Below are 22,132 nucleotides of genomic sequence, written 5' to 3'. Positions count from 1 at the left end.
TTATCCTTTTAATAGGTCTTGATATAGGTTTAATAGATCATGCTTATGCTTGGTTAGTGTGTACTTACTTAAAAAGCGCTCTCTCGCATTATTTCCCATATCAATGGTTTTATTTGGTTCTTTTACTAATAAATCTAATGCATTAGCAAGGGCTTGTGCATTCCCAGCTTCAAATAAATAGCCATCAATACCCTCTCGGATCTGTTCAGGAATGCCACCAATTTTAGAACCGATGACAGGTTTGCCATAAGACATCGCCTCGATAACTGACATTGAGCAGTTTTCATAGCATTCCGATGGCACTATTACCGCTTTGGCTTCCTTAATTAGAGTAAGTAGTTCCTCACCGCTTTTAAAGCCGAGTAATTCTGCGCTTGGGTAAGTCGCTTTTAATTGATTAAATTCAGGGCCATCCCCCACAATTTTTAAACCTGCTTTTTCAGACATTAATTGATGAGCTTTCGCTAAGGTAGGGACGCCTTTTTCTTGGCTTAATCGACCAAGGTAAAGGAAATAACCTTGGTCACTTGTTCCTTCTAAAGAAACGTCTTCAGCAATGCCATTTACAATTACTTCGATCCGGTTATCGGGCAGTTTTTGCTGAATAAAGCGACTAAGAAAGCGACTTGGAGATACGATCGCATCCAGTTGTTGATAGTTTTTGCTTACCTTTTGATAGGTCGCTTCAGCTGAAAGTAGAAAGCTTTTTATTAACGAACCTTCTTGGCAGCGATGTTTTGTCGCATTCCACACTGAACCATGGACACACTCTTCACAGGTATGGCCATCGCGATACATGGTGTAGCTTGGGCAGGCAATTTTAGTATCGTGAGCGGTAAGTACGGTTTTGCAACCAAACCGTTTGGCTACCTTGATAATGGATGGCGTTAATTGATGGTAAATATTATGAAAATGGACTAAATCTGGTTTTTCTTGTTCTAGTAGTGCGGTGAGCTTCTCGCAAGCTTGAGCATTGTGAATAAAGTTAATTGCGGTTTCAATTTTATCTTTAATGGATTGCTCTTGATAATAATCGACATTTGGCACAAAAAAATCGGCGTAATCAGATTCAAGGTTCTTTTCATGCTGCATTGAAAATTCAACGATCTCTACACCTTCAGAAAGTAACATCTCACGTTCTTGAAAATAGACGGTTTCTGCGCCACCTTTCATAAAGAAAAATTTATTAACTAATAGAATTTTCATTTTTTAGCCTCATTAATCATTTTATGTGGTGGTGGTTGTTTTGGATCTTTTAATGGTAAGAATAATCCTCGAATAAGTCCTACTGAGAAGACCGAGAGGTTGATAACACTATGTAATGCATCCTTTAGTGAACGATTCTTAATGGCTTTTAATCCAATGAATGCCAGCAATGGTAATAAGACAAAGCCCACCATAAATGGATTTAAAGTAACTAAACTAATGAACAGTATTATTAAATAAAGTGTGAAAATAGCTTCATTTTTGATCGTGCCTAATGCTTTTTTAAATAATGGTGTTCCAAACGAGCCTTTAAGCAGCTCGCCTGATGCAAATAAATAGCCACCTTTCCAGCGATGTTTCATGAGCTCTAATGAGGACATAGTATAAGAAGTATGAGAAAAGTAGGGTACATCAAGTCGATGTAGCTTATAACCTGCCAAACCTAAACGCATACCCAACTCTGACTCTTCATAAGCGTGAAGATTGCGATTAGTTAAATAGCCAATATCATCAATGGCACTTTTACGATATAAACCACCGCCACCTAAATGAGAACAGTCCCCTAGTGGGTATATTTGGTGAAGTCGTTGTTTTCGAGATTTGAATTCATAACTGTCAACATCATCCATTTCTACAGCGCCTGCAACGCCAGCGTAATCAGGGTGTGTTGAAAGGAAATCAATACCATGACGGATAAAGCCGTCTTCTAGTTCCATATCTCCATCAAGAAGAAGTAAGTACTCGCCTTTACTATGAAGATAGCCAAGTTGATGGCCTACGCCGCAGCAACGATCTGAAGCATTAGTTAAGGATACAACGGTGACCCCTAATGCCGTCGCAATTTCTTGGGTTTTATCCGTTGATAAACTATCTGCCACAATGATTTCGTGCGGAAAGTCACCTATATGTTGCTGAATACTACTAATGGTTTTAGCTATACCTGCTTCTTCGTTATAGGTTTTAATAATAACCGAGATGAAAGAGTGATCAGTCATGGTGTTTAGCCGCCGTAATTAGAGATTTTCGGATCACTAGATTAGATCCTAGCGATAGATAAAAAAGAAATTGAAGCATGGGAACCAGCATTAATATTTGGCTATAGGGCAGACTTAATAAACAAGCAATTGCAAACGCGTTAAATGCAGGAGGATAGCTCATCAACCTAATGTCTTCTGATGCCACATCATTTCGATTAAATAGAGGTGTAGGTTTACAGACTCGAAGAATATAAAGTGTCATTGAAATGAAAAATAAAGTACCAATAATCCCTAATTCCCACAAAAGAACACTTAGCGCCGTAGTATCGAGAATGACATTAAAAAGGATATTTAGAAAACCAGGAGAGACCGCACTTCCGTGGTTTGTGGTATTTAATCCATAACCAAATAGTACATTTGGAAGACCATAAAAATTATTGTTGTCTAACCAGAAAAAGATGGTGGTCATTCGACCTAATTCACCAGTCGGCATAATGTAGTTTGGATCAAATATATACTCTAAAGAATCGATGAAGATATCTAACGGACCTTTACTTGGGTCACTGCCAAAAGCGGAAGAGTAAGAGAGTGAGAGTAATAAAATAGCGATGCTGATTAGAACTAACATTCCCCCAATGATAGCGAGAATAATTTTAATATCATAACTCTTCATACCCTTTATGTAGCTAGGCGCTAGCCATACGTAAGCTAATAGGATAGGAGATAATAAAATCACAAATTTAACCTCACCTAAGATACAAAGAGTGAATGCAGCACCAATATGCAAAACGGTCGATTTTAATGAACAGAGGCCATGTTTGTATTCTGAAAGTTTGAGCAACATGATAAGTAGACAAAACAGTCCCATCGCTGCGGTATTTCCGCCTCCCATAGGGTCCCCACCAAAAGTACCGACGACAGAATCCCATTTTTCAAATTCACCATAGGCAGCGACTCGCTTAGGTAAAATGACAAATATTTGGAATAGAACGACAGGAAATTGGGCATAAAAAATCCAATAAAGTGTTTTTGTTACTCGGTATATTTGGGATTCTCGGCAAAACCGTAGTAATAGACAGAATAAAATTAGAGAGAGTGCAAGTTCATTTTTTAAGCCTACGATTGTGGTGGTCACCCCATTTTGCAGAAAGGTACTCAGCACCGCTTGAACGAAAAAACCACTGAACAAGAGGAGTATAATCATTTCTTTATGATCAAGATCGAGTGGCGTATATCGATTCTGTAAAAAGAGTAGGCCTGTCATTGTGAAGGCTAATAAGAATGGCAGCCATAAAATAGCGGAAATACCCGTGAAGTATTGAGTTACTCCGCAAAGAACAAGGCTAATAGCAGCATATAATTGTAAAAATAGACCGGTATTCAATGGCATCATTTATTATGTTCCTGTGTTAATAAATGAGCTCGTTGATTCACTTTTCTATAGATAAATGCGTAACGAACAAAAGAAAGAACGGCAAATAAAAGAACAGAATAGGCGTAATCTTTATGGAAATAAGGGAGTACGACAAAAGCAATGGTGATAACCAGTAACTGTTCAATTTGAATACGTAAGAAATATTTTGGTGAACCAAATACCAACTCTATGACCGTTAAAGGACAAATAGCCAATGCAGGGAATAGGTAAGGCAGCATATAGCGAGAGGTGGGTACAGAGCTTAACCATTCATCATTGAAGCCTAATTGCATAACTAAAGGATAAAAAATCAACACGCCAACGGTCGCTATCAATCCTAGAACAAAAAGCATTAATCGTACTTTTTTAAATTCTTGGAAGTTAAAGGTGTTGTTTCTAAAATCGATAGACCATTTAGAGAAGATAGAGTTACGAACGGCATTACCAACAATCGTAACCGGAGCTAAGCAGAAGCGATTTACCACAGCAAAATAACCTGCGATGAGTGGAGAAAACCAGAAGTTAATCAGTAATGTGGGTAAATTATTATTTGCCATTGCCAATACTTCTGCACTGCCAATGCCGCTAAGGTGAGCTCGATTCTCTTTGATAAATTGAAGGTTATTAGATAAAGATAAGTGCGACAATGTGATCTTTGAAAAAGAGACAGAGTGGAAAAGCCAAGCAGAGATAAGGGCCAATAACCCCAGAGCCCAACCGAGATAGAACTGCTCAGTCGTTGGTGTGAGAAATACAGTAGCGATAACTAACAGCGAAATTGAAATACGTTGAAATGCCAACAAGCGAATATTCTCGACTCTAAGTAATAAGTTCTCTGAGACAAGGATCCAAGCATGACAAAGCGTTAGGATATAAAGCAATATCCCATTTAACTCAAAGAACAGGGTCATTATAAAGCTATAAGGGAGAGCAATAATCAAACTCTGTAATAATGAAAAAATAATATTTTGACTTAGTTTTTCATCGTCTTGTTTTGGCAGTAATAACTGAGAAGCGAAGGTACTAATTTGAGCGCCAATTAGCACAATGCTGTATACCAATGCATAAGTGCCCACTTGTGCCATATCGTACTTATGAGAAATAAGCCAAATAGAGATAGCACCGATTATCTGAGAAATAATCGATGCACCTGCAATGGTAGAGACGCTTTTAAATAAACTCATCAGTAACCTAGCTTAATAAATCTTCATTTTGATGAATTAGTTGCTGTTGTGCTTCCTCTGTCTCTAACTCATCATCTGCGACATTATTTAATACGACGCCGATGATAGGGGTTTGTCGTTGCGTTATCTTCTCAATATTAGCAAGAATGTGGTTTGCACTTAGCCCTCCAGCTTGAACGGTATAGATCACGCCAGATAAATAACGAGAAATAAGTTGAGCGTCTTTACTTTCAGATAATGCTGGTAAGTGGACAATCACCTGCTCAAACTGCTGATTTAGTTCTTTCAGTGTTAATTCGAGTTCTGCGGAAGACAACGTCAGCAACGGTGTTGAAGTTAGCGTCCCCCTTGGTAAGAAAGAAAAATTATCAGCTAATGAAATTAAACAATCATTAATAGGATGATTGTTTTCAAGAATTTCAGCCATCCCCATTACAGGGAGTGTAGGTAATACTTCTGAATTATTCTTCTCTTTTTTAGTGGTCGCTGAGTTCTCACCTAAAGGGTAAGTTGTTAAAACCTCTTCAGTTAAAGAAACCTCTTTTCTAAAATCTAAATCGATCAATAAGGTCGAACGATCTTGTGATAAAGAGTGAGCAAGAAGATAGCTGCTTAACTCATTACCTTCTTTAGAGTCGGTTGAAACCAAACCAATAGAAGGCCAAGAGGTCTCATCTAAAAGGATACTTGTTCTTATTGCATGAACGGTTTCACCTGAATAAGCATTAGCAAAAAATCCTTTAGTAAATAGAGGTAACTCTTCAATGTAATTGAATGGACGCAGCTCACCGATGGCTTGTAAACCTAAGCGAGTATTCACTTGTGTTAGATTATTGATTGATTTATTCAGTGCTGACTTAATAATAATAAAAAGCAAACTTAAGATGAATGTCATCACGAAAATCATAATAACAAATAGGGCTTTATTCGGTTTACTTGGCTTATGTGGTGGCGTTGCAGGATCGAGCAAGGTTGCTGCAGGCTCTCGGTATAGCACGGTTAATTCTTGCTCTTGACTGCGAGTAAAGATCTTTTCATACAATTCTTGCGTCTTATCTAAATCCGCTTTCATTGTGTTATAGATATCTCTTTTTGAAGCGAGTTGAGTAAAGTTTTCTTTTTGAACTTTCAATAAAGCTTTGTATCTATTTTCACGCTCAATAGATGCCTGGTATGTTTTATACAACCCTGTTTTTAACTCTTTTAATAGAGACGTTGTTTGCAGTTTAATGGCATTAATTTGAGCATTAGCCTCAATAATAAGTTGGTTTTTAGGTCCGTATTTCTTTTGAAGATCAAATAAGTTACGTTTTGCCTGAATAAGAGCAATACGTAAATCTTGTAATTGAGCATGATTTGAAATAGAGGGTAGAGTTGCAACCTCTTCAAGTGAGTAACCAAGAGCCTCACTAATGGTATTATAACTGGCTTTTGCGGTAATTCTTTTCTCTTTTGCGGTTGCTAAGCGATCATTAACTAGCGCTAATTGTTCCGTTTCAAAGCCATCAATACCTTGGTAGGTTAATAAACCGTTATCTTTAAGAAATTTATCTATCTTTGCTTTTTGTTGTGTGATCTTCTCTTTTAGCTCTGCCATTCGAGTGTTATTCCACTCTTGGGCTTGCTTGGTTTTCTCTATCTTTCGTTCTTCTTCTAGCTGAATGTAAGCTTCAATAACCGCGTTTGTTACTGTTGCTGACATTTCAGGAGAGGTTGATTCATAAGAGACTTTAATCAGCTGACTGAAACGAACTGGCGCAATAGAGAGATTTTTACTAATAGCTTTGACTATTTGGTGGATATGCTCATCTTCAGACATTGCGTTATTGGTGTCTTTTATTTCAAACAATGAGTTATGCTGTAAGTCTAATTGACGGACAGCGGCTTCGATAACCCCTTTAGATTGTAATACTTCAGCTTGAGTTGGGTAATACTCTGCCTGAGAGGCGTCAAAATCTTCAACCTGATCGATAGGGGTTGAATTATCTGATTGGGCTTTTAATATCATCGTCGCTGTTGCTGAGTATTGCGGAGTCATTGAATAAATTAATGGTGTAGCAATTAAAGTTACACTTAAGACGGTCAGCAGAACTCGCAGGCGATATTTTTTAAATTCTTTTAGGAAGTTAGAAAAATCGATCGTACTTTCTAGTTTTTTGCCATTTTCAATAATTGACTGTGCCATAATTTAGAAAAAACTCTGTTCAATAATAACTACATCACCCGGACCTACAGGATAGGTTGGACCGACATTTTCAATTAATTCATTTGTTGTGGCCAAACGAATGTTTATAGCATCGCTATCCGATCTATCTGTAAACCCGCCAGCCATTGCTATCGCTTGTTCCACTGTTAAGCCCGGTTGAAATTCGTAACCATTAGGGTTGGCAACTTCGCCGCTAATAAAGAACTTTCTAAACTCTTCTATACTGACGGTTACCATAGGTTGCAGGATATAACCATCTTCGAGTTTAAGCTCTATGTCTCTTTCAACTTGTGCTGGGGTTCTTCCTAATAATTGAATCTTGCCAAGATAAGGATAATTCACAACCCCGCCACGGTGAATTTTTAAGCGTAAAGTCATTTCTGGTTCTTTAAATACTGAGATTTGAATACTGTCGCCAGCACCTAATACATAGCCTAATTCATCTTTTGGAAGAGTTGATTCTGATTGTTGGCTTTTAGTGCTTTCTACTGGTGGTGTATCTGATGCATAGGCATGAGAGATCACCGAGATGAATAAGCAAAAAGACATAAAGAGGGATTTCATCTAAATTTGCACCTTAGTTGTAAACATTATAATGGATTTGTTATAGCCGATCTGTTGAGTTACAGATGTAAAATCACCTTTCATATCAGGGATAGTAAAATCGTCAGAGTCTTTATTTGATTTACTGATAAGTTGTTGGTAACTAAGCTCAAATAAAATTGAAGGCCTAAATTTGTATTTCAAAGCGATGAGTACATCAGTATCTTTGGTTACTTTATCGTCATCCTTATTTTTATCAGCACTGGTTTTATAATTAAAGCCTAGATTTGTTGAAAGCCTATTAGACCACCAAAAATGCTCCCAGCGTGTCCCATATGTGGTATTTAAAACATATCCACCGACTTCTGTTGGGTCTTCTACATTTTGGTCAGTAAATAGGTGGAGCGTAGAATGTTTTACAGGACTCCAAGCTAAATCTATATCCCAGTTAAGACCGGAAAATTCTTGGTAATTAGGTTGATTAGGAAAGGTTTTATATAACCAAGCAATATTAACATCAATGGTTGTTTTTCCGGTTTGTTGAGTTTTTATGCCTGCAATAAAGAATGTCTCATTAGTATCTTTAAGGCTATTCTCATCATAGTTTCTAAGATTACTGACAATAGAATAGCGAAATCGAGTTCGGCTGGATGCCTGATCAAATAACTCAAGGGTAAATGTCGTTTGATCCCAATTCTGGTCTTTTATATAGAGATTAAAGCCATCTATATTATGGTTGCCAGTATTGGTTGGTCTATCATCATAGTTAAACTCTTTGTATTGAACGGCAAAGCTTAATTTACCAATACTATCTTCTTTATCAATACTATAGCGAAATGAGGTGTTAAACGTATTAGTCGTTAATACTTCATTTATTCCATATTTCTCAAAACTTCCTGAGTTCTCACCCTGCGTGTCTGTATCATAGGTGGTAAAACCATCGGTCAGTCCTTCCCCTCTGTTTTCATGACCAACTTGATTTTCAATCGTAAATAATAAGTCACTATTGAAGCCTTTTTTCCAGGCTCCTATAAACTTAATTGTGTGATCATCATAATCATCAGATGTCGTCTCTTCTTGATACTGGCGATAATCTCCAGAGTATTGGAGGGTGTAGACATCAGCATCACGAATGCCCTTTAATTGAATAAATGGTTTTACATGAAAGAAATCAGATTCTACTTGTGTCGCTTTCTCTGATTGAAAATTCACATTATCATCATGACCATAATCAAGGTCGACATTGCTTTGAAACTCAATACCGGCAGGACCAATATGAGGTTTGGGTGTTAAATAGGCGTAAGCAGTACTGCTCAACAAATAATAGTTGAGTAGTATCAAGCTAAAAATATGCTTTGGTTTAATAAGCGGTATCACTTACAAACCCTTTAAATACAGTTAAAAAGATAATTTTAATATCTAGAGGAAGCGACCAGTTTTGAAGGTATTTAATATCATACTCAACCCGCTTTTCCATTTTATCTAATGTATCTGTTTCACCACGGTAGCCATTAATTTGTGCTAGACCAGTAATACCTGGTTTGATTTTGTGCCTAACCATATAGTTATCAACCAATACACGATATTCCTCATTATGGGCAACCGCGTGAGGTCTTGGTCCTACAATTGACATACTTCCTTGCAATACATTAATAAATTGAGGCAGCTCATCTAAAGAGGTTCTACGAATAAAGCTCCCAAAGCGAGTCACACGTGGATCGTTTTTGGTTGCTTGAGTTACTATTTCTGAATTTTCCATTACTTTCATAGAACGGAACTTCCAAACCTTAATCTTCTTCCCGCCTAAACCATAGCGGTCCTGTTTGAATAGGATAGGGCCCGGAGAGCTTAATTTCACACCTAATGCGACAATACATAAAACTGGTAAGATTAATAATGTAATAAGAGAGCCAATTACAATATCTTCGATACGCTTAACTATTGCTCCTAATCCTTCAAAAGGGGAACTGAAAATACTGAATGTATGTACATTACCAATACGTGATATTTGAGATACACTTAAATTATAAGTGTATAAATCAGGAACGATATACGCGTCAACGGTTGAGTTTGATAACTGTAAAATGGCGGCTTTAATTCGATCCTTTGCAACCATAGGCAGTGCAATGTAGACATCTTTTATTTCATTATTTTTTACTTTTTCAATTGCGACTGATACTTTTCCAGCATATTCACTTTTTGCGACATAACTAAAGCGATCATCAGAACGATCATCGTAAAATTGAATATTAATCTTTTGATTTTTATACTTTTCAATTAACGCCTTCTCAATAGAAAGACCTGCAGGAGTTAACCCTATGATGGCAATATTTTTAATGTCCATCTTCGGTAGAATGAATAATCGATAGTAGCAAGTACAGGTAATGCGAGATAGTGATAAAGAACCAAATACTATTAGGTACCATTGTAAGTATATTGACGGGGTTAAGTAGCTAATATTAATGCCTTCAAATTGAAGGAATCTCAGTTTTAGAAAGGAGAACGCTGCAATTGTAAGAGTTAATGAAATTATTACTTTTAAAAGATATTTAACTAGCTCTCTTTTAGAATTAACCGTGTACAGACCAATATACTCACTGACTAAAAGGTAGAGAGTCGAAAATAGTAATCCAGCACTAATATCAATCGCCGTTTCTATAGGGATAATAAAAGAAAGAACAGCATTGATAATTATAAAATCAAATGTTTTTATTAAGGTGCGATAGCTATTCGTCAGCACTTGAATATTTTGTTGTCTCATGTCGCTCCAATTTAAGCATTTAAATCATTGTATTTATTATAAAGGATGTATTACTGGTTAAAGTTAACTTTTCGTCAAAAAAATGACATTTTACTCTTTTTTATTTGCGAAGGGTGTCTCATATTTTTTAAGTAACTCAAAGTTTTTAGCTGCTGAAGGGGTGAAGCCTGCTTTAAAGGCTGTTCAATTGTAGTGTTTTATGAAATGGATTCTATTTTTAGGGGTATCAGAAATAACCTTGAACGTGTTAGACTGAAGACCACTGTATATATAACCGGGTGCTATGAATGCCCCCTCATCTATCTGGAGCAAACTATGGCCAGCCGTGGTATTAATAAAGTTATTCTTGTTGGTAACTTAGGGCAAGATCCTGAAATCCGTTACATGCCAAGTGGCGGTGCGGTAGCAAACATTACAATTGCAACGTCTGAATCATGGCGTGATAAAGCAACTGGCGAACAACGTGAAAAAACAGAATGGCACCGTGTGTCTTTGTTTGGTAAGTTGGCGGAAGTTGCCGGTGAATATTTACGTAAAGGGTCTCAAGTTTACGTTGAAGGTCAACTTCAGACTCGTAAATGGCAAGACCAAAATGGTCAAGACCGCTTTACTACAGAAGTTGTTGTTCAAGGCTTTAATGGCGTAATGCAAATGCTTGGTGGCCGTGCTCAAGGTGCTCCAGCTGGTGGTCAACAACAGCAGCAAGGAAATTGGGGTCAACCTCAACAGCCTGCTCAGCAAAATAATTTTGCGCCAAATCAACAGCAGCAAGCTCCTCAGCAACAAGCACCACAGGCTGCTCAGCCTCAATATAATGAGCCGCCAATGGACTTCGATGATGACATTCCGTTCTAATAATAGAACATAGATGTCGCTATAAATAAAAAGCCTCGAACTTATCGAGGCTTTTTTGTTGGTTATCGCTGTAATGATTAAGCTTTACGACTAAATTTAGACTTGTTCTGTTACTGACTTTGGACATTGTATAGAGATGTTAGTGAAATATTTGTATTATCTCTAATATGCATTTAGAGATAGTTCTAAATTTTATATGTTTAATTGTGGCATTATTCACAATCAGATTTTTTCAAGGAAGAAAAGTTTAATGAGAAAGACCCCAAGTTTACGCCTAAGTAACCGCTTAATATCATTTGTTACACTAATGGTGTCAGCTGCAATTTTTATTTTGTTTATTGGTGGAACCATCTCATTCAAGCAAATTGGTAATGAATACCTTGAGCATTATTTGACAGGGGTAGTGAATGTTGTCGATGAAGAGTTACTTTATCCAGAAGAAGCGGAATCAATGGCTAAGTGGCTACCTAAACTATTGAAAGCAAGTAATGTTGTGAGTATGGAATTGTCCTCTCCTACTGGTATCGTTTATTCATTTCAAACATTAGCTGTTATCCCTGATGACAGTTTACTCTCTACAAGCACGCTGCCTCTTCAGATGAATAAAGGATATTTCATTACCTTTAAGTCAGTACCTCCCTATAGTGCATTTGCATATTCTCTCGGTGCTCTATTTTCAATAACAGCAGCGATTGCTGTCATTATCGTCTCATTATTATGGGGAGTCGTCTGGTTAAGGAAGCAGCTGCATGGTTCTGAATTATTAGAAGAGCGAGGCAGGATGCTATTAGCTGGGAAATTGGATGATTATGCTGTTGGTAACGAAGAAGAATGGCCTGCAACGGCTAGTTTAGCGCTTGATAGTGTGATCACTGAATTAAAAGACGCACGAAAAGAGCGCAGTCGCTTCGATACGTTTATTCGTACTCATACTTTTTTAGATCAATTGACCGGCTCTGCGAATCGAGTTTTATTCGACAGTAAACTCGAATCGACATTACAAGAATCAGACAGCCAAGGTGTTCTTTTATTATTGAAAATTAATGGTTGGGAAGACTTAGTTGAAGAGCAAGGAAAAGCGGTGGGTGATGAGCTCATTGTTGAAGTAGGTAAGCAACTGAATAATTTAATCCAACGTTACAGTGATAGCGTTCTCTCTCGTTATTATCAATCTGATTTTGCATTACTTATCCCTCAGCAATCTCTTAAAGAAGCAAAAGTAATCGCGGCTCAATGTTTGAAAATTGTAGAGAAAATATCACCGCCAAAAAGCTTGGATTCTGATAATTGGTGTCACATTGGCGTTAGTATGTACGTAAGTGCAGAAAGAAGAGGTCGCTTAATGGATGAGTTAGATATGGCTCATCGTAGTGCGCTATTACAGAACAATAACAGCTGGTCTTTATTTAAAAAGCAACAACAACTGACTGAGAGTTTAGGCAGTGTTCGTTGGAGAAATCTGTTTGATGCTATCTTTGAGCAAGAACAGTTGGTTTTGTATAAGCAATCGACTTTTCTTTTTAAAGATAATGAGCTTGAGACACTTCACTTAGAACTGTTTTCACGGATCAAAGATGAAAATGGAGTGCAAATTAAAGCCTCTCGTTTCTTACCTGCAATAGAACAAGTTGGGTATCAAATAAAACTAGATATAGCTGTATTGAAGCAGGTATTTCCGTTACTGGCTGATCCTGATTTTTCTCAACATCATTTCTCTGTACATTTGCAAGTTAAGAGCTTACAAAATTCAGCATTTGTACGACAACTTAAAAATAGATTATTACAAACGCCTAGAGCTCAACTTCAACGATTGAGTTTCGAGTTAACAGAAGGTCAGGTAGTGACGTATTTAGATGCGGTGAGGCCAATAGCGAAGTTATTGAAAGGATTTGGCTGTCAATTAGTTGTCGAACAAGCAGGAAGAACAATAGTGAGTACTCACTATATCAAAGATTTAAAGGTTGATTATATTAAGCTTCATCGTAGTTTAATGAAGGATATTCATCAGCGGTATGAAAATCAGTTATTTGTGCGTAGCTTATTGGGCGCGTGCGAGAATACCGGCGCTAAAGTATTAGCGGTGGGAGTTGAAAATAAAAAAGAAGTTAAATTACTTAAAGAGTTAGGCGTTGAGGGGGCACAAGGCAGAATTTTTGAAGTAGAAGTCGCTTTATTCCATCAGCAGGAAAAAATCTCAATACCAAAAAGAAGAAATAGATGGGGAAAATAGGAACTTCCTTAATTTGTAGATAATCTCATATCAGACAAGAATAGAATGTTGTATTATCTTGCGCTATATGTCCTAGGTTTGTTAATACCATTGAAATGACGCAGTAGAGAAATGAGCAATATAATGAATATGATGGATGCATTAAAAAAACTGAAGCTATCTCGTTCAGTAAAAACAACAACATCGATTGTGATATTGCAAGGTGGTATTTATATCGCAAAAAGTGATACCAATGATGAACTTGAATCACATCACTTTACTCCTGTTGAACAATCACATAATTGGGAAGAAGCTTTAGTTAGTGCTTGTCAGGATATGGCTATATCAGATTGCAATACGAATATTGTGATAGGGTCACATTTATACCAATCTTTCCAAATTGATAACCCGAACCTGCCAAAAGAAGAGCTGGTTGGCGCGTTACCTTTTTTAGTCAAAGATCTGATCTCTGATCGTGTTGCCGATATTGTTGCTGATGGAATAGAAACGATTAATGGCAAGATGCAAGTTTACATTTCTCAATTAGCTACGATTAAAGCTCTACTTGAGTTACTAAAGCCGTTTTCAATTAATATCGTTAATGTCACACCAGATGAATTGGTTTGGGGGCATGTTAAAAAAGAAGACGATAGCTTCATGCTATTGACTCACAATAAATCAGCTGAATTTAAATTGCTTGCTTTTAGTGAAGAGCGTTTGCACCTCAACCGCTCATTACGTGGCATTATGGCACCATTAACGGGCGATAATACAAATAGCTTTCAATTAGATAATTTGGCATTGGAATTACAACGCTCATTAGACTATCTAAGTGCTCAGCTGCATGGCGTTAATATTAGTCATTTATACTTTCGTTGTGATGATGAAGACGATGCGATTTTAGCGTCAGAATTACAGAATCGCTTAGGTGTGAAAGTCGCTTCACTTTTGGTTGATGAACCAAGAGTATTTCGTTCTGGAGAGTTACTAGCTTGGCTTGGATTATTTAATCAATCAAGAGTCAATTTATACAGTGATAGATTAAAATCGAAAGCGGATTATTTCACTCTACAAAATGTAATGATTAGCTGGGGGGTCGGTCTTGTTATTGCGATGATGATTGTTGGTTTTTATCAATGGAAATTAATCAATTTAGAAGAACGCTCGCAATTGCTCACTTCTCAAGAAAGTAGCCATAAACAAGAATTGTTCGTATTAAATAAAAAGATCGAAGGGCATAAATCTTCTGCTGCCAAATTAGCGGCAATTAAGCGTTTGCAAGAAGATATTGAATCGAAACGTGCATCATTAAAAGTGATTGATAATTTTGATGATGGAATGCAGATCGGTTATTCCGGGGTGATGAGTAACTTAACTCAACTCGGAAAAGGAAATATTTCCCTGACGAAAATTTATATTTCAGGTGAAGATGTTAACTTTACAGGTTATGCACGAACGCCAGATGTTATTCCTAATTGGGTGCAAAGCTTTGAAGGTGAATTGCACTTAGTGGGTAGAACGTTTGACCAATTAGAAATCAAAACAGATGAAAAAGGCTTAGTGTCATTTATCTTAAATACGAAAGTGGCAAAGGAATAATCATGGAGCATTGGATTAAAGCCAAAGAGCTATTCTCTGCATTTTCGCAAAGAGAAAAAATACTAATTGCCTTAGTGGGTTGGGTTGCTGTGATTTTTATTTCATTAACCTTTATTGTTGAACCTAAAATTGCTGAATATCAAAAAGTGGAACGAGATGTAACACGTTTGAATAACGCTATTACATCGTTAAAGCAACAAATTGAATTAGCTCAATTTAGACTACAAAAAGATCCAAATATAGAGATTGATCAACAATATCAAGCGTTAACATTAGAGAGTCAAGACCTCGCAGAATTGCTTTCAAATAGAGTTGCGGCTCTAGTATCACCTAGTCAAATGGCTCAACTGCTGGAAACCGTGCTTCAAGAATCATCAAAATTAACCTTACTTTCAATGAGCACTCTGAGTTCAGAGCGCCTATTGGATGAAAATAATGTCGCAGGCTATTACATTCATCCTGTGAAGTTGGTTTTATCTGGAAATTATTTTGATATAGAAGCCTATTTATCTAGTTTAGAAGCGTTGTCAGTGAAGTATTATTGGCGAAGTTTTAACTATGAAGTAAAAAAATACCCAATCGCAGAACTTAGCATAGAGGTCTATACACTTGGTTCGAGTAAAGGATTTATTGGCGGCTAACATGAAAAAATGTTTTTTAGTTTTATTGTTATTCTCTGCGTCGTCTTACGCATCAGATGCGACAGTTGGACATGATCCAACAGAACCTCTAAGTTGGCAGAAGCCAGAACCAGCAAAGAAAAAAGTGGTTAAGAAACGCCAGTATTTTCCTTCATTACAAGCAATCAGTTGTAATGGTCACTCGAATTGTTATGCCGTCTTAGATGATAAATCAGTGAAAAAAGGCGACAAAATATCAGGTTACACTTTATTAGCGATTAACGAAGAAAGCGTTTCGATTGGCCGTTCTGGTAAGCAGTGGCAACTTTCTCTATTTTCACAAGATATTAAAAATTAAGGTTTGTAATAATGAAAGTACGTAATGTCATCATTAGCTTCATGGTAGCGTCATTAGCGGGCTGCTCAATGGGGCACCGTGATCCCGTTGAAATTAAACAGACTTTAGATCAATCTATTAATGAAAATGGTGGTCAGTTATTGATTGATTTGCCTGCATCAGTGCAGGCTGATTTAATGCCTGATTTGAATGCGCCGAGTATTGAAATAGATGAACCAGTTAAGCGTTTTAGAGTAAAAGCGAACGGAGTTAGCGCTAAAGCTTTCTTTACTAGTCTCGTTAAAGGTACTGAATACAGCGTTGTAATACATCCTAAGGTTTCAGGTCGTATAACAATGAATATTAATGACGTGACTTTAGATGAGGTTTTATCGTCGGTTGAGGATTTGTATGGCTATGAAATTGTAAAGTCAGATAAAATATTACAAGTTTATCCGGCGACAATCCGTACAGAAACAATCCCTATCGATTATTTACAGCTTACTCGTAAAGGTCGCTCATTAACGACGATAACAACGGGCTCTATTACTAATTCTGATGGAAGTTCATCATCAAGCAATAGTGATAGTTCATCTTCAGCTACTGGCGGTACTGAAATTGAAACCACCAGTGAAAGTGATTTCTGGACAGAACTAGAGAAAGCCGTTTCAGTGATGATCGGTAATGGCTCTGATCGTAGTGTCGTGACTTCTCCACAAGCGAGTGTTATTACAATTACCGCCTCACCTGATGAGTTACGTAAAGTTAAACAATTTTTAGGTGTTTCTCATAAACGCTTGCAACGCCAAGTTATTCTGGAAGCTAAATTACTTGAAGTCACACTAAGTGATGGTTATCAGCAAGGTATTAATTGGTCTAGTTTAACGGGTTCAATTGGTGGCACTAACATCATTTTTGGCCAAACTCCGGGAACTACCGGTGACATTTTGCCAGGTATGGATGCGATTGGAACGTTACTTGGAGGTCAAACTAACATCACTGTCTCTGATGGTAACTTTTCCGCTGTTCTTCGCTTTATGGATACTCAAGGTGACTTAAATGTGCTTTCAAGCCCTCGTGTCACCGCGGCGAATAATCAAAAAGCAGTCATTAAAGTTGGTCGTGATGAATATTTTGTCACTGAGGTATCAAGCGTAACGGGCAGTGGTGATAATTCAAATGCCTCACCTGAAGTGACTCTAACTCCATTTTTCTCTGGTATTTCATTAGATGTTACTCCTCAAATCGATGATAAAGGCAATGTAATGTTGCATGTGCATCCTTCAGTTATTAATGTTGAAACTGAAATTAAAGAGATTGATTTGGGTGATGTCGGTGGTGTACTCCAGCTACCATTAGCAAAAAGCTCAATCCGTGAATCTGATTCGGTTATCCGAGCAAAAAGTGGTGATGTGGTAGTTATTGGTGGTTTGATGAAATCTCAGACTGTTGATCAAGTATCTAAGGTGCCATTCTTAGGCGATATTCCTGCATTAGGTCATTTATTCCGTAATGTGAGTCAACTTACTCAAAAAACAGAGCTGGTTATTTTATTAAAACCAACGGTGGTTGGTGTTGATACTTGGCAAGAAGAATTAGAGCGTTCTCGTGATTTATTGCAAGAATGGTTCCCTGAGGAGTAACCCCCTAGTTTATGTATGAACAACATTTCGGTTTAAAGCAGTTACCTTTTACTTTAACGCCGAATACCTCTCTTTTTCATGGATTATCGCCTCATTATGAGGCGATAAAAATGGTGTTGTCTGCTATTTCTATGGGGGAGGGAGTCATTAAAGTAACCGGTGAAATTGGCACAGGTAAAACACTGGTTTGTCGAATGTTGATGAGCCAGTTACCTGCGAATGTTGAGTTACTTTATCTGCCTAATCCTATGATGAATAGCCATGAATTACGTCAAGCATTAGCGAAAGAATTATGGATTGAGCAAGATGGTGATGGCATCGCATTAACTGATCGCATTCATGACAGGCTGATTGATTTACAGGCGGAGGGTAAAACCGCCGTCGTTTTTCTTGATGAGGCACAAGCTCTCAGTGATGAAGCATTAGAAACCTTACGTTTATTTGGAAATCTTGAAACGGACTATACCAAGTTATTGCAAATTGTGTTGTTTGGGCAGCCAGAGCTAGATGAGAGATTACAGCAATACCACTTACGTCAGCTTAGGCAGCGAATAACTTTTTCCGCGTCGCTACGAGCATTAAATGTGAGTGAAACCGTGGCGTACATTAATTATAGAATGACTGCATCTGGCTGTGAGAATAACCCCTTTACGCTTTCACAAATGAAAGCCATTTGGCAAGCAAGTGGCGGTGTACCACGATTGATAAATCAACTATGCCATAAAGCTCTGCTTATTTCTTTTTCAGAAGAGTTAGAGACAATATCTGCTAAGTCAGTATTTAATGCCATTTTAGATACCACTGATACTGCCAAACCTACGTATTATTTCCCCACATTTTGGGGTTGGAGAGCATCGTGAGTGCCACTAATAAAGCCTTGTTGAATATTACTAAACAAGATGTAAATGAAGGTGTTCAAAAGAGCATTTCTCCAGCACATATTCCAAATGTCGAATCTAAATTTAAAGCCTCTTTCTTTTTTGCTATTGGGGTGATTAGTGCACTCTCTCTGATTGGCTGGGCTACTTTAGATGACGCTTCAAACCCTATTCAAGAAGAGGCTTTCGTCACACGATCATTGACAGTTGCAGCGACTTTACCTCTTTCGCCTACACAAAAAGTAGCCAATCAAGAGATCAGCTCTATTTATAAAGATAAAGCACTTGAGCCTATTATTATTGTGAAAGAACCGGGAACAGAAGATAGAGAGCAGCAATCAGAAAAAGCGACTATATCGGCTGTTAACTATACCTCTAATACAAAAGAAGCATCAGTAACACCTAAAAAAGAGGCGGTCATCCCAAAGACTCCAGAAGAGATGGAAAGCGAACGTTTTTTTGTGGAAGAAGTTGAATTACTGCCGTCAGATTTAGCTCAGAAAAGTCGCGATGTCGCTAAGAATGCTTTAGATAGGTCTGATTTTAAAGAGGCAATGAAAGCATACTATACGGTTTTAAAATACCAACCTAGTGATGAGGCCTCACGAAAGAAACTGGCGGCATTATTGTATGGGAAGCGAGAGGTACAAGAATCTGCGGCGGTATTACAGCAAGGGATTAAGCTTGACCATAACAGTGTCTCTTTGCGTTTAGCGTTGGCGAGTTTATTGCAGAAAGAAAAACAGCCAGAAGCCGCATTGTCAGTATTAGAGTTCATACCTGTAGAGGCTGGTGTTGATTATCTTGCGACTCGTGGCGGATTGGCTCAACAGTTAAAATTGATGGATTTGGCAAAAGAAAGTTACCAAATGCTAGTAAATAAAGAACCAGATAATGGTCGCTGGTGGCTTGGCTTAGCGATAGTTTATGAAAGAGAAGCGCAAGTAAAGAAAGCGTACGAGACTTATCAAGCCGCATTAATTAAACCTGGATTATCTCGATCATCTCAGGTGTTTATCAGAGATAGAATTAAATTATTAGCAACAATGGAAGGAACTGAATAATGCGTCTTAAGTTAAGAAAAAGACTTGGTGATCTATTAGTCGAAGAGAACATTGTTACTGAGCAGCAGATAGAACAAGCCCTGTTAGCGCAAAAGAAAACAGGACGAAAATTGGGCGGTACGCTAATACAGTTAGGTTTCCTATCTGAAAAGCAAATGCTGACCTTTCTATCTCAGCAATTAGATGTCCCTTTGGTTGATTTAAACCGTGCAGATATTGATGCCGCCGCAGTGCAGCTATTACCAGAGGTTCATGCTCGTCGATTACGAGCGTTAGTGCTTAGTCAAAAGGGAAATACTATTCGTGTAGCAATGAGTGATCCAGCCGATCTCTCTGCTCAAGAAGCACTATTCTCGCAACTTCAGCGCTATCAAATTGAAATGGTTATCGCCTCTGAAAGACAATTGGTTGATAGCTTTGATCGTTTTTATCGTCGAACTAAAGAGATAGCCTCTTTTGCTGAGCAATTGCAATCTGAACATCAAGATAGCAATGACTTTAATTTTGGTATTACAGATAACGATAATGATGAAGTTACCGTTGTTAAATTAATTAATTCTTTATTTGAAGATGCGATTCAAGTTGGTGCATCGGATATTCATATCGAACCTGATGATAAAGTATTACGCTTGCGTCAGCGTATTGATGGTGTTTTACACGAAACCCTACTTAATGAAGTTAACATCGCTTCTGCTTTGGTACTTCGTTTAAAGCTAATGGCTAACTTAGATATTTCTGAAAAACGTTTACCTCAAGATGGGCGCTTTAATATTAAATCTCGTGGTCAATCGGTTGATATTCGTCTCTCAACGATGCCTGTGCAATATGGCGAATCAGTGGTAATGCGTTTACTCAATCAAACATCAGGTATTCGTGAATTAGAATACTCAGGCTTACCTGAACATCTTTTAGTTCGATTACGTAAACAACTACGTCGCCCTCACGGTATGATCTTAGTAACAGGGCCTACCGGTTCAGGTAAAACGACAACGCTATATGGTGCCTTGAATGAGCTTAATCAGCCAAGTAAGAAGATCATCACTGCGGAAGATCCAGTAGAGTATCGTCTATCTCGAATTAACCAAGTTCAAGTAAATAGTAAGATAGATCTAACGTTTGCTAAAATTTTAAGAACCTTTCTACGTCAGGATCCTGACATCATACTTATTGGTGAAATGCGTGATCAAGAAACGGTAGAGATTGGATTACGAGCAGCCCTAACTGGCCATCTAGTATTATCAACATTACATACCAATGATGCGGTAGATAGTGCGTTGCGTATGATGGATATGGGAGCGCCAGGTTATTTGGTAGCGAGTGCCGTTCGCGCAGTATTGGCTCAACGACTGGTTAAGAAAGTTTGTCCAGATTGTTCAGGGGGAGATAATTTAGATGAGGCTCGTAAACTGTGGGTGCAGACGCGCTTCCCAAATCAAGTATCGGTGCCATTTCAACGAGGGTATGGTTGTCAAAGTTGTAACTTAACCGGTTATCGTGGCCGTATTGGTGTTTTTGAACTACTGGAATTAGACCAACCCATGATGGATGCACTAAGAGCTAACGATGCTGTGGGATTTTCTCATAAGGCACGAGAAAATGCAGATTATAAACCATTATTAGCATCAGCCATGGAGCTAGCAATGAATGGCATCATCAGTCTTGATGAAGTAATGGTTCTAGGGGAAGGAGATAATGCCGCTTCCCATCAGCCAATATTGATGTAGGCATAGATCATGGCAATATTTAAATACAGCGGGCGTAATCGACGCGGAGAGCAAGTATCAGGCTCCGTCGAATCGGTGTCACAAGAAGCCGCAGCTGAGCAATTGCTGAATGATGGGGTGATCCCTACCTCTATTCGAGCAAGTAAATTTAGTGGTAATTCGAGTGCTTCTGATTGGAAAAAATGGTTTCAACCTAGTATCCCTTTAGAAGTATTAGTGATTTTTTGTCGTCAAATGTACAGTTTGACGAAAGCTGGAGTCCCATTACTGCGTGCAATGAATGGTTTGTCGCAAAACAGTAATAATAAACTGCTCAAAAAAGCATTAGAAGAAGTGACGGCTGATTTAACTAATGGCCGCAGTTTGTCGGTATCAATGCAGCTGCACCCACAGGTATTTAGTTCTTTATTTGTTTCAATGATCCATGTTGGTGAAAATACAGGTCGTTTGGATCAGGCATTATTACAGCTTGCGAATTATTACGAACAAGAAATGGAAACACGTAAGCGAATTAAATCAGCGATGCGTTATCCGATCTTTGTTTTGAGTTTTATCTTTTTAGCGATGCTGGTGCTTAATATTAAAGTGATCCCGCAGTTTACCTCAATGTTTGCTCGCTTTGGAGTTGAATTGCCTTTACCAACACGAATATTAATGGCGACATCGAGTTTCTCCGTAAACTATTGGCACTTTATGATCGGTGGAATGGCCGGAATGTTCGTTGCTTTTCAATCTTGGATCAGCGGTGATGTAGGGCGTGAAAAGTGGGATGAATTTCGATTAAAAATTCCTATTGTTGGCGATATTGTTACACGAGCACAAATGTCACGTTTCTCAAGAACCTTTGCTCTGATGCTAAAATCAGGGGTGCCATTAAATCAATCTATTGCATTGTCTGCTGAGTCATTAGGT

The 22,132-nt window shown here is 37.9% G+C and carries 18 protein-coding genes; 10 read left to right on the top strand and 8 right to left on the bottom strand.

Features of this window, described 5'->3' with window-relative positions; genetic code table 11:
* Genes PVK62_RS14865 through PVK62_RS14830 form a run of 8 tightly spaced genes read right to left on the bottom strand, consistent with a single transcriptional unit; the run spans position 1 to position 10,291 of the window.
* The gene (locus PVK62_RS14865) at positions 1–1,206 is read right to left on the bottom strand and encodes a glycosyltransferase family 4 protein (protein WP_274445087.1); all 1,206 of its coding nucleotides are present in this window, start codon (positions 1,204–1,206) and stop codon (positions 1–3) included.
* Complete coding sequence (locus PVK62_RS14860) at positions 1,203–2,201, bottom strand: glycosyltransferase (RefSeq protein WP_274445086.1); 999 nt, start codon at positions 2,199–2,201, stop codon at positions 1,203–1,205. Before PVK62_RS14860 ends, PVK62_RS14865 begins: the two co-directional genes overlap by 4 nt.
* Positions 2,194–3,573: a capsular biosynthesis protein gene (locus PVK62_RS14855; RefSeq protein WP_274445096.1), complete on the bottom strand. Its 1,380-nt coding sequence runs from the start codon at positions 3,571–3,573 to the stop codon at positions 2,194–2,196. Before PVK62_RS14855 ends, PVK62_RS14860 begins: the two co-directional genes overlap by 8 nt.
* Positions 3,573–4,781, bottom strand: coding sequence for a lipopolysaccharide biosynthesis protein (locus tag PVK62_RS14850; RefSeq protein WP_274445085.1), 1,209 nt, complete (start codon positions 4,779–4,781; stop codon positions 3,573–3,575). The genes PVK62_RS14855 and PVK62_RS14850 overlap by 1 nt, the downstream gene beginning before the upstream one ends.
* 7 nt (positions 4,782–4,788) lie before the next feature.
* The gene (locus PVK62_RS14845; RefSeq protein WP_274445084.1) at positions 4,789–6,966 is read right to left on the bottom strand and encodes an exopolysaccharide transport family protein; all 2,178 of its coding nucleotides are present in this window, start codon (positions 6,964–6,966) and stop codon (positions 4,789–4,791) included.
* Positions 6,967–6,969: 3 nt separating this feature from the next.
* Positions 6,970–7,551: a polysaccharide biosynthesis/export family protein gene (locus PVK62_RS14840; RefSeq protein WP_274445083.1), complete on the bottom strand. Its 582-nt coding sequence runs from the start codon at positions 7,549–7,551 to the stop codon at positions 6,970–6,972.
* Positions 7,552–8,907: an outer membrane beta-barrel protein gene (locus PVK62_RS14835; protein WP_274445082.1), complete on the bottom strand. Its 1,356-nt coding sequence runs from the start codon at positions 8,905–8,907 to the stop codon at positions 7,552–7,554. It lies immediately after the preceding gene.
* Positions 8,891–10,291, bottom strand: coding sequence for an undecaprenyl-phosphate glucose phosphotransferase (locus PVK62_RS14830; RefSeq protein WP_274445080.1), 1,401 nt, complete (start codon positions 10,289–10,291; stop codon positions 8,891–8,893). The genes PVK62_RS14835 and PVK62_RS14830 overlap by 17 nt, the downstream gene beginning before the upstream one ends.
* A 315-nt stretch (positions 10,292–10,606) precedes the next feature.
* Between PVK62_RS14830 and PVK62_RS14825 the strand changes: the two genes are divergently transcribed.
* The 10 genes from PVK62_RS14825 to PVK62_RS14780 all read left to right on the top strand — a co-directional run.
* The gene (locus PVK62_RS14825) at positions 10,607–11,146 is read left to right on the top strand and encodes a single-stranded DNA-binding protein (protein ID WP_274445079.1); all 540 of its coding nucleotides are present in this window, start codon (positions 10,607–10,609) and stop codon (positions 11,144–11,146) included.
* 250 nt (positions 11,147–11,396) lie between these two features.
* The gene (csrD, locus tag PVK62_RS14820; RefSeq protein ID WP_274445078.1) at positions 11,397–13,376 is read left to right on the top strand and encodes an RNase E specificity factor CsrD; all 1,980 of its coding nucleotides are present in this window, start codon (positions 11,397–11,399) and stop codon (positions 13,374–13,376) included.
* 111 nt (positions 13,377–13,487) lie between these two features.
* Positions 13,488–14,954 (top strand): MSHA biogenesis protein MshI, encoded by a 1,467-nt coding sequence (locus PVK62_RS14815; protein WP_274445077.1) that lies wholly within the window; start codon positions 13,488–13,490, stop codon positions 14,952–14,954.
* Positions 14,955–14,956: 2 nt separating this feature from the next.
* Positions 14,957–15,595 (top strand): MSHA biogenesis protein MshJ, encoded by a 639-nt coding sequence (locus PVK62_RS14810; RefSeq protein ID WP_274445076.1) that lies wholly within the window; start codon positions 14,957–14,959, stop codon positions 15,593–15,595.
* Between the two features lies 1 nt (position 15,596).
* Complete coding sequence (locus tag PVK62_RS14805) at positions 15,597–15,932, top strand: type IV pilus, mannose-sensitive hemagglutinin D (MSHK) (protein ID WP_274445074.1); 336 nt, start codon at positions 15,597–15,599, stop codon at positions 15,930–15,932.
* Between the two features lie 11 nt (positions 15,933–15,943).
* Positions 15,944–17,554, top strand: coding sequence for a pilus (MSHA type) biogenesis protein MshL (gene mshL / locus PVK62_RS14800; protein ID WP_274445073.1), 1,611 nt, complete (start codon positions 15,944–15,946; stop codon positions 17,552–17,554).
* A gap of 11 nt (positions 17,555–17,565) precedes the next feature.
* Positions 17,566–18,414, top strand: coding sequence for an ExeA family protein (locus PVK62_RS14795; RefSeq protein WP_274445072.1), 849 nt, complete (start codon positions 17,566–17,568; stop codon positions 18,412–18,414).
* Positions 18,411–19,496 (top strand): tetratricopeptide repeat protein, encoded by a 1,086-nt coding sequence (locus PVK62_RS14790; protein WP_274445070.1) that lies wholly within the window; start codon positions 18,411–18,413, stop codon positions 19,494–19,496. Before PVK62_RS14795 ends, PVK62_RS14790 begins: the two co-directional genes overlap by 4 nt.
* Entirely contained in the window at positions 19,496–21,220 is a 1,725-nt protein-coding gene (locus PVK62_RS14785; RefSeq protein ID WP_274445069.1) for a GspE/PulE family protein, read from the top strand. The genes PVK62_RS14790 and PVK62_RS14785 overlap by 1 nt, the downstream gene beginning before the upstream one ends.
* A gap of 9 nt (positions 21,221–21,229) precedes the next feature.
* Positions 21,230–22,132, top strand: a 903-nt coding sequence (locus PVK62_RS14780; RefSeq protein WP_274445067.1) for a type II secretion system F family protein, incomplete at its 3' end; no start/stop codon positions are given.

This window comes from Aliivibrio sp. S3MY1 (assembly GCF_028765575.1).
Classification (GTDB): Bacteria; Pseudomonadota; Gammaproteobacteria; order Enterobacterales; family Vibrionaceae; genus Aliivibrio.
The sequence above is the reverse complement of the archived record's forward strand: the minus strand, read 5'-3'. Positions and strand labels throughout refer to the sequence as shown.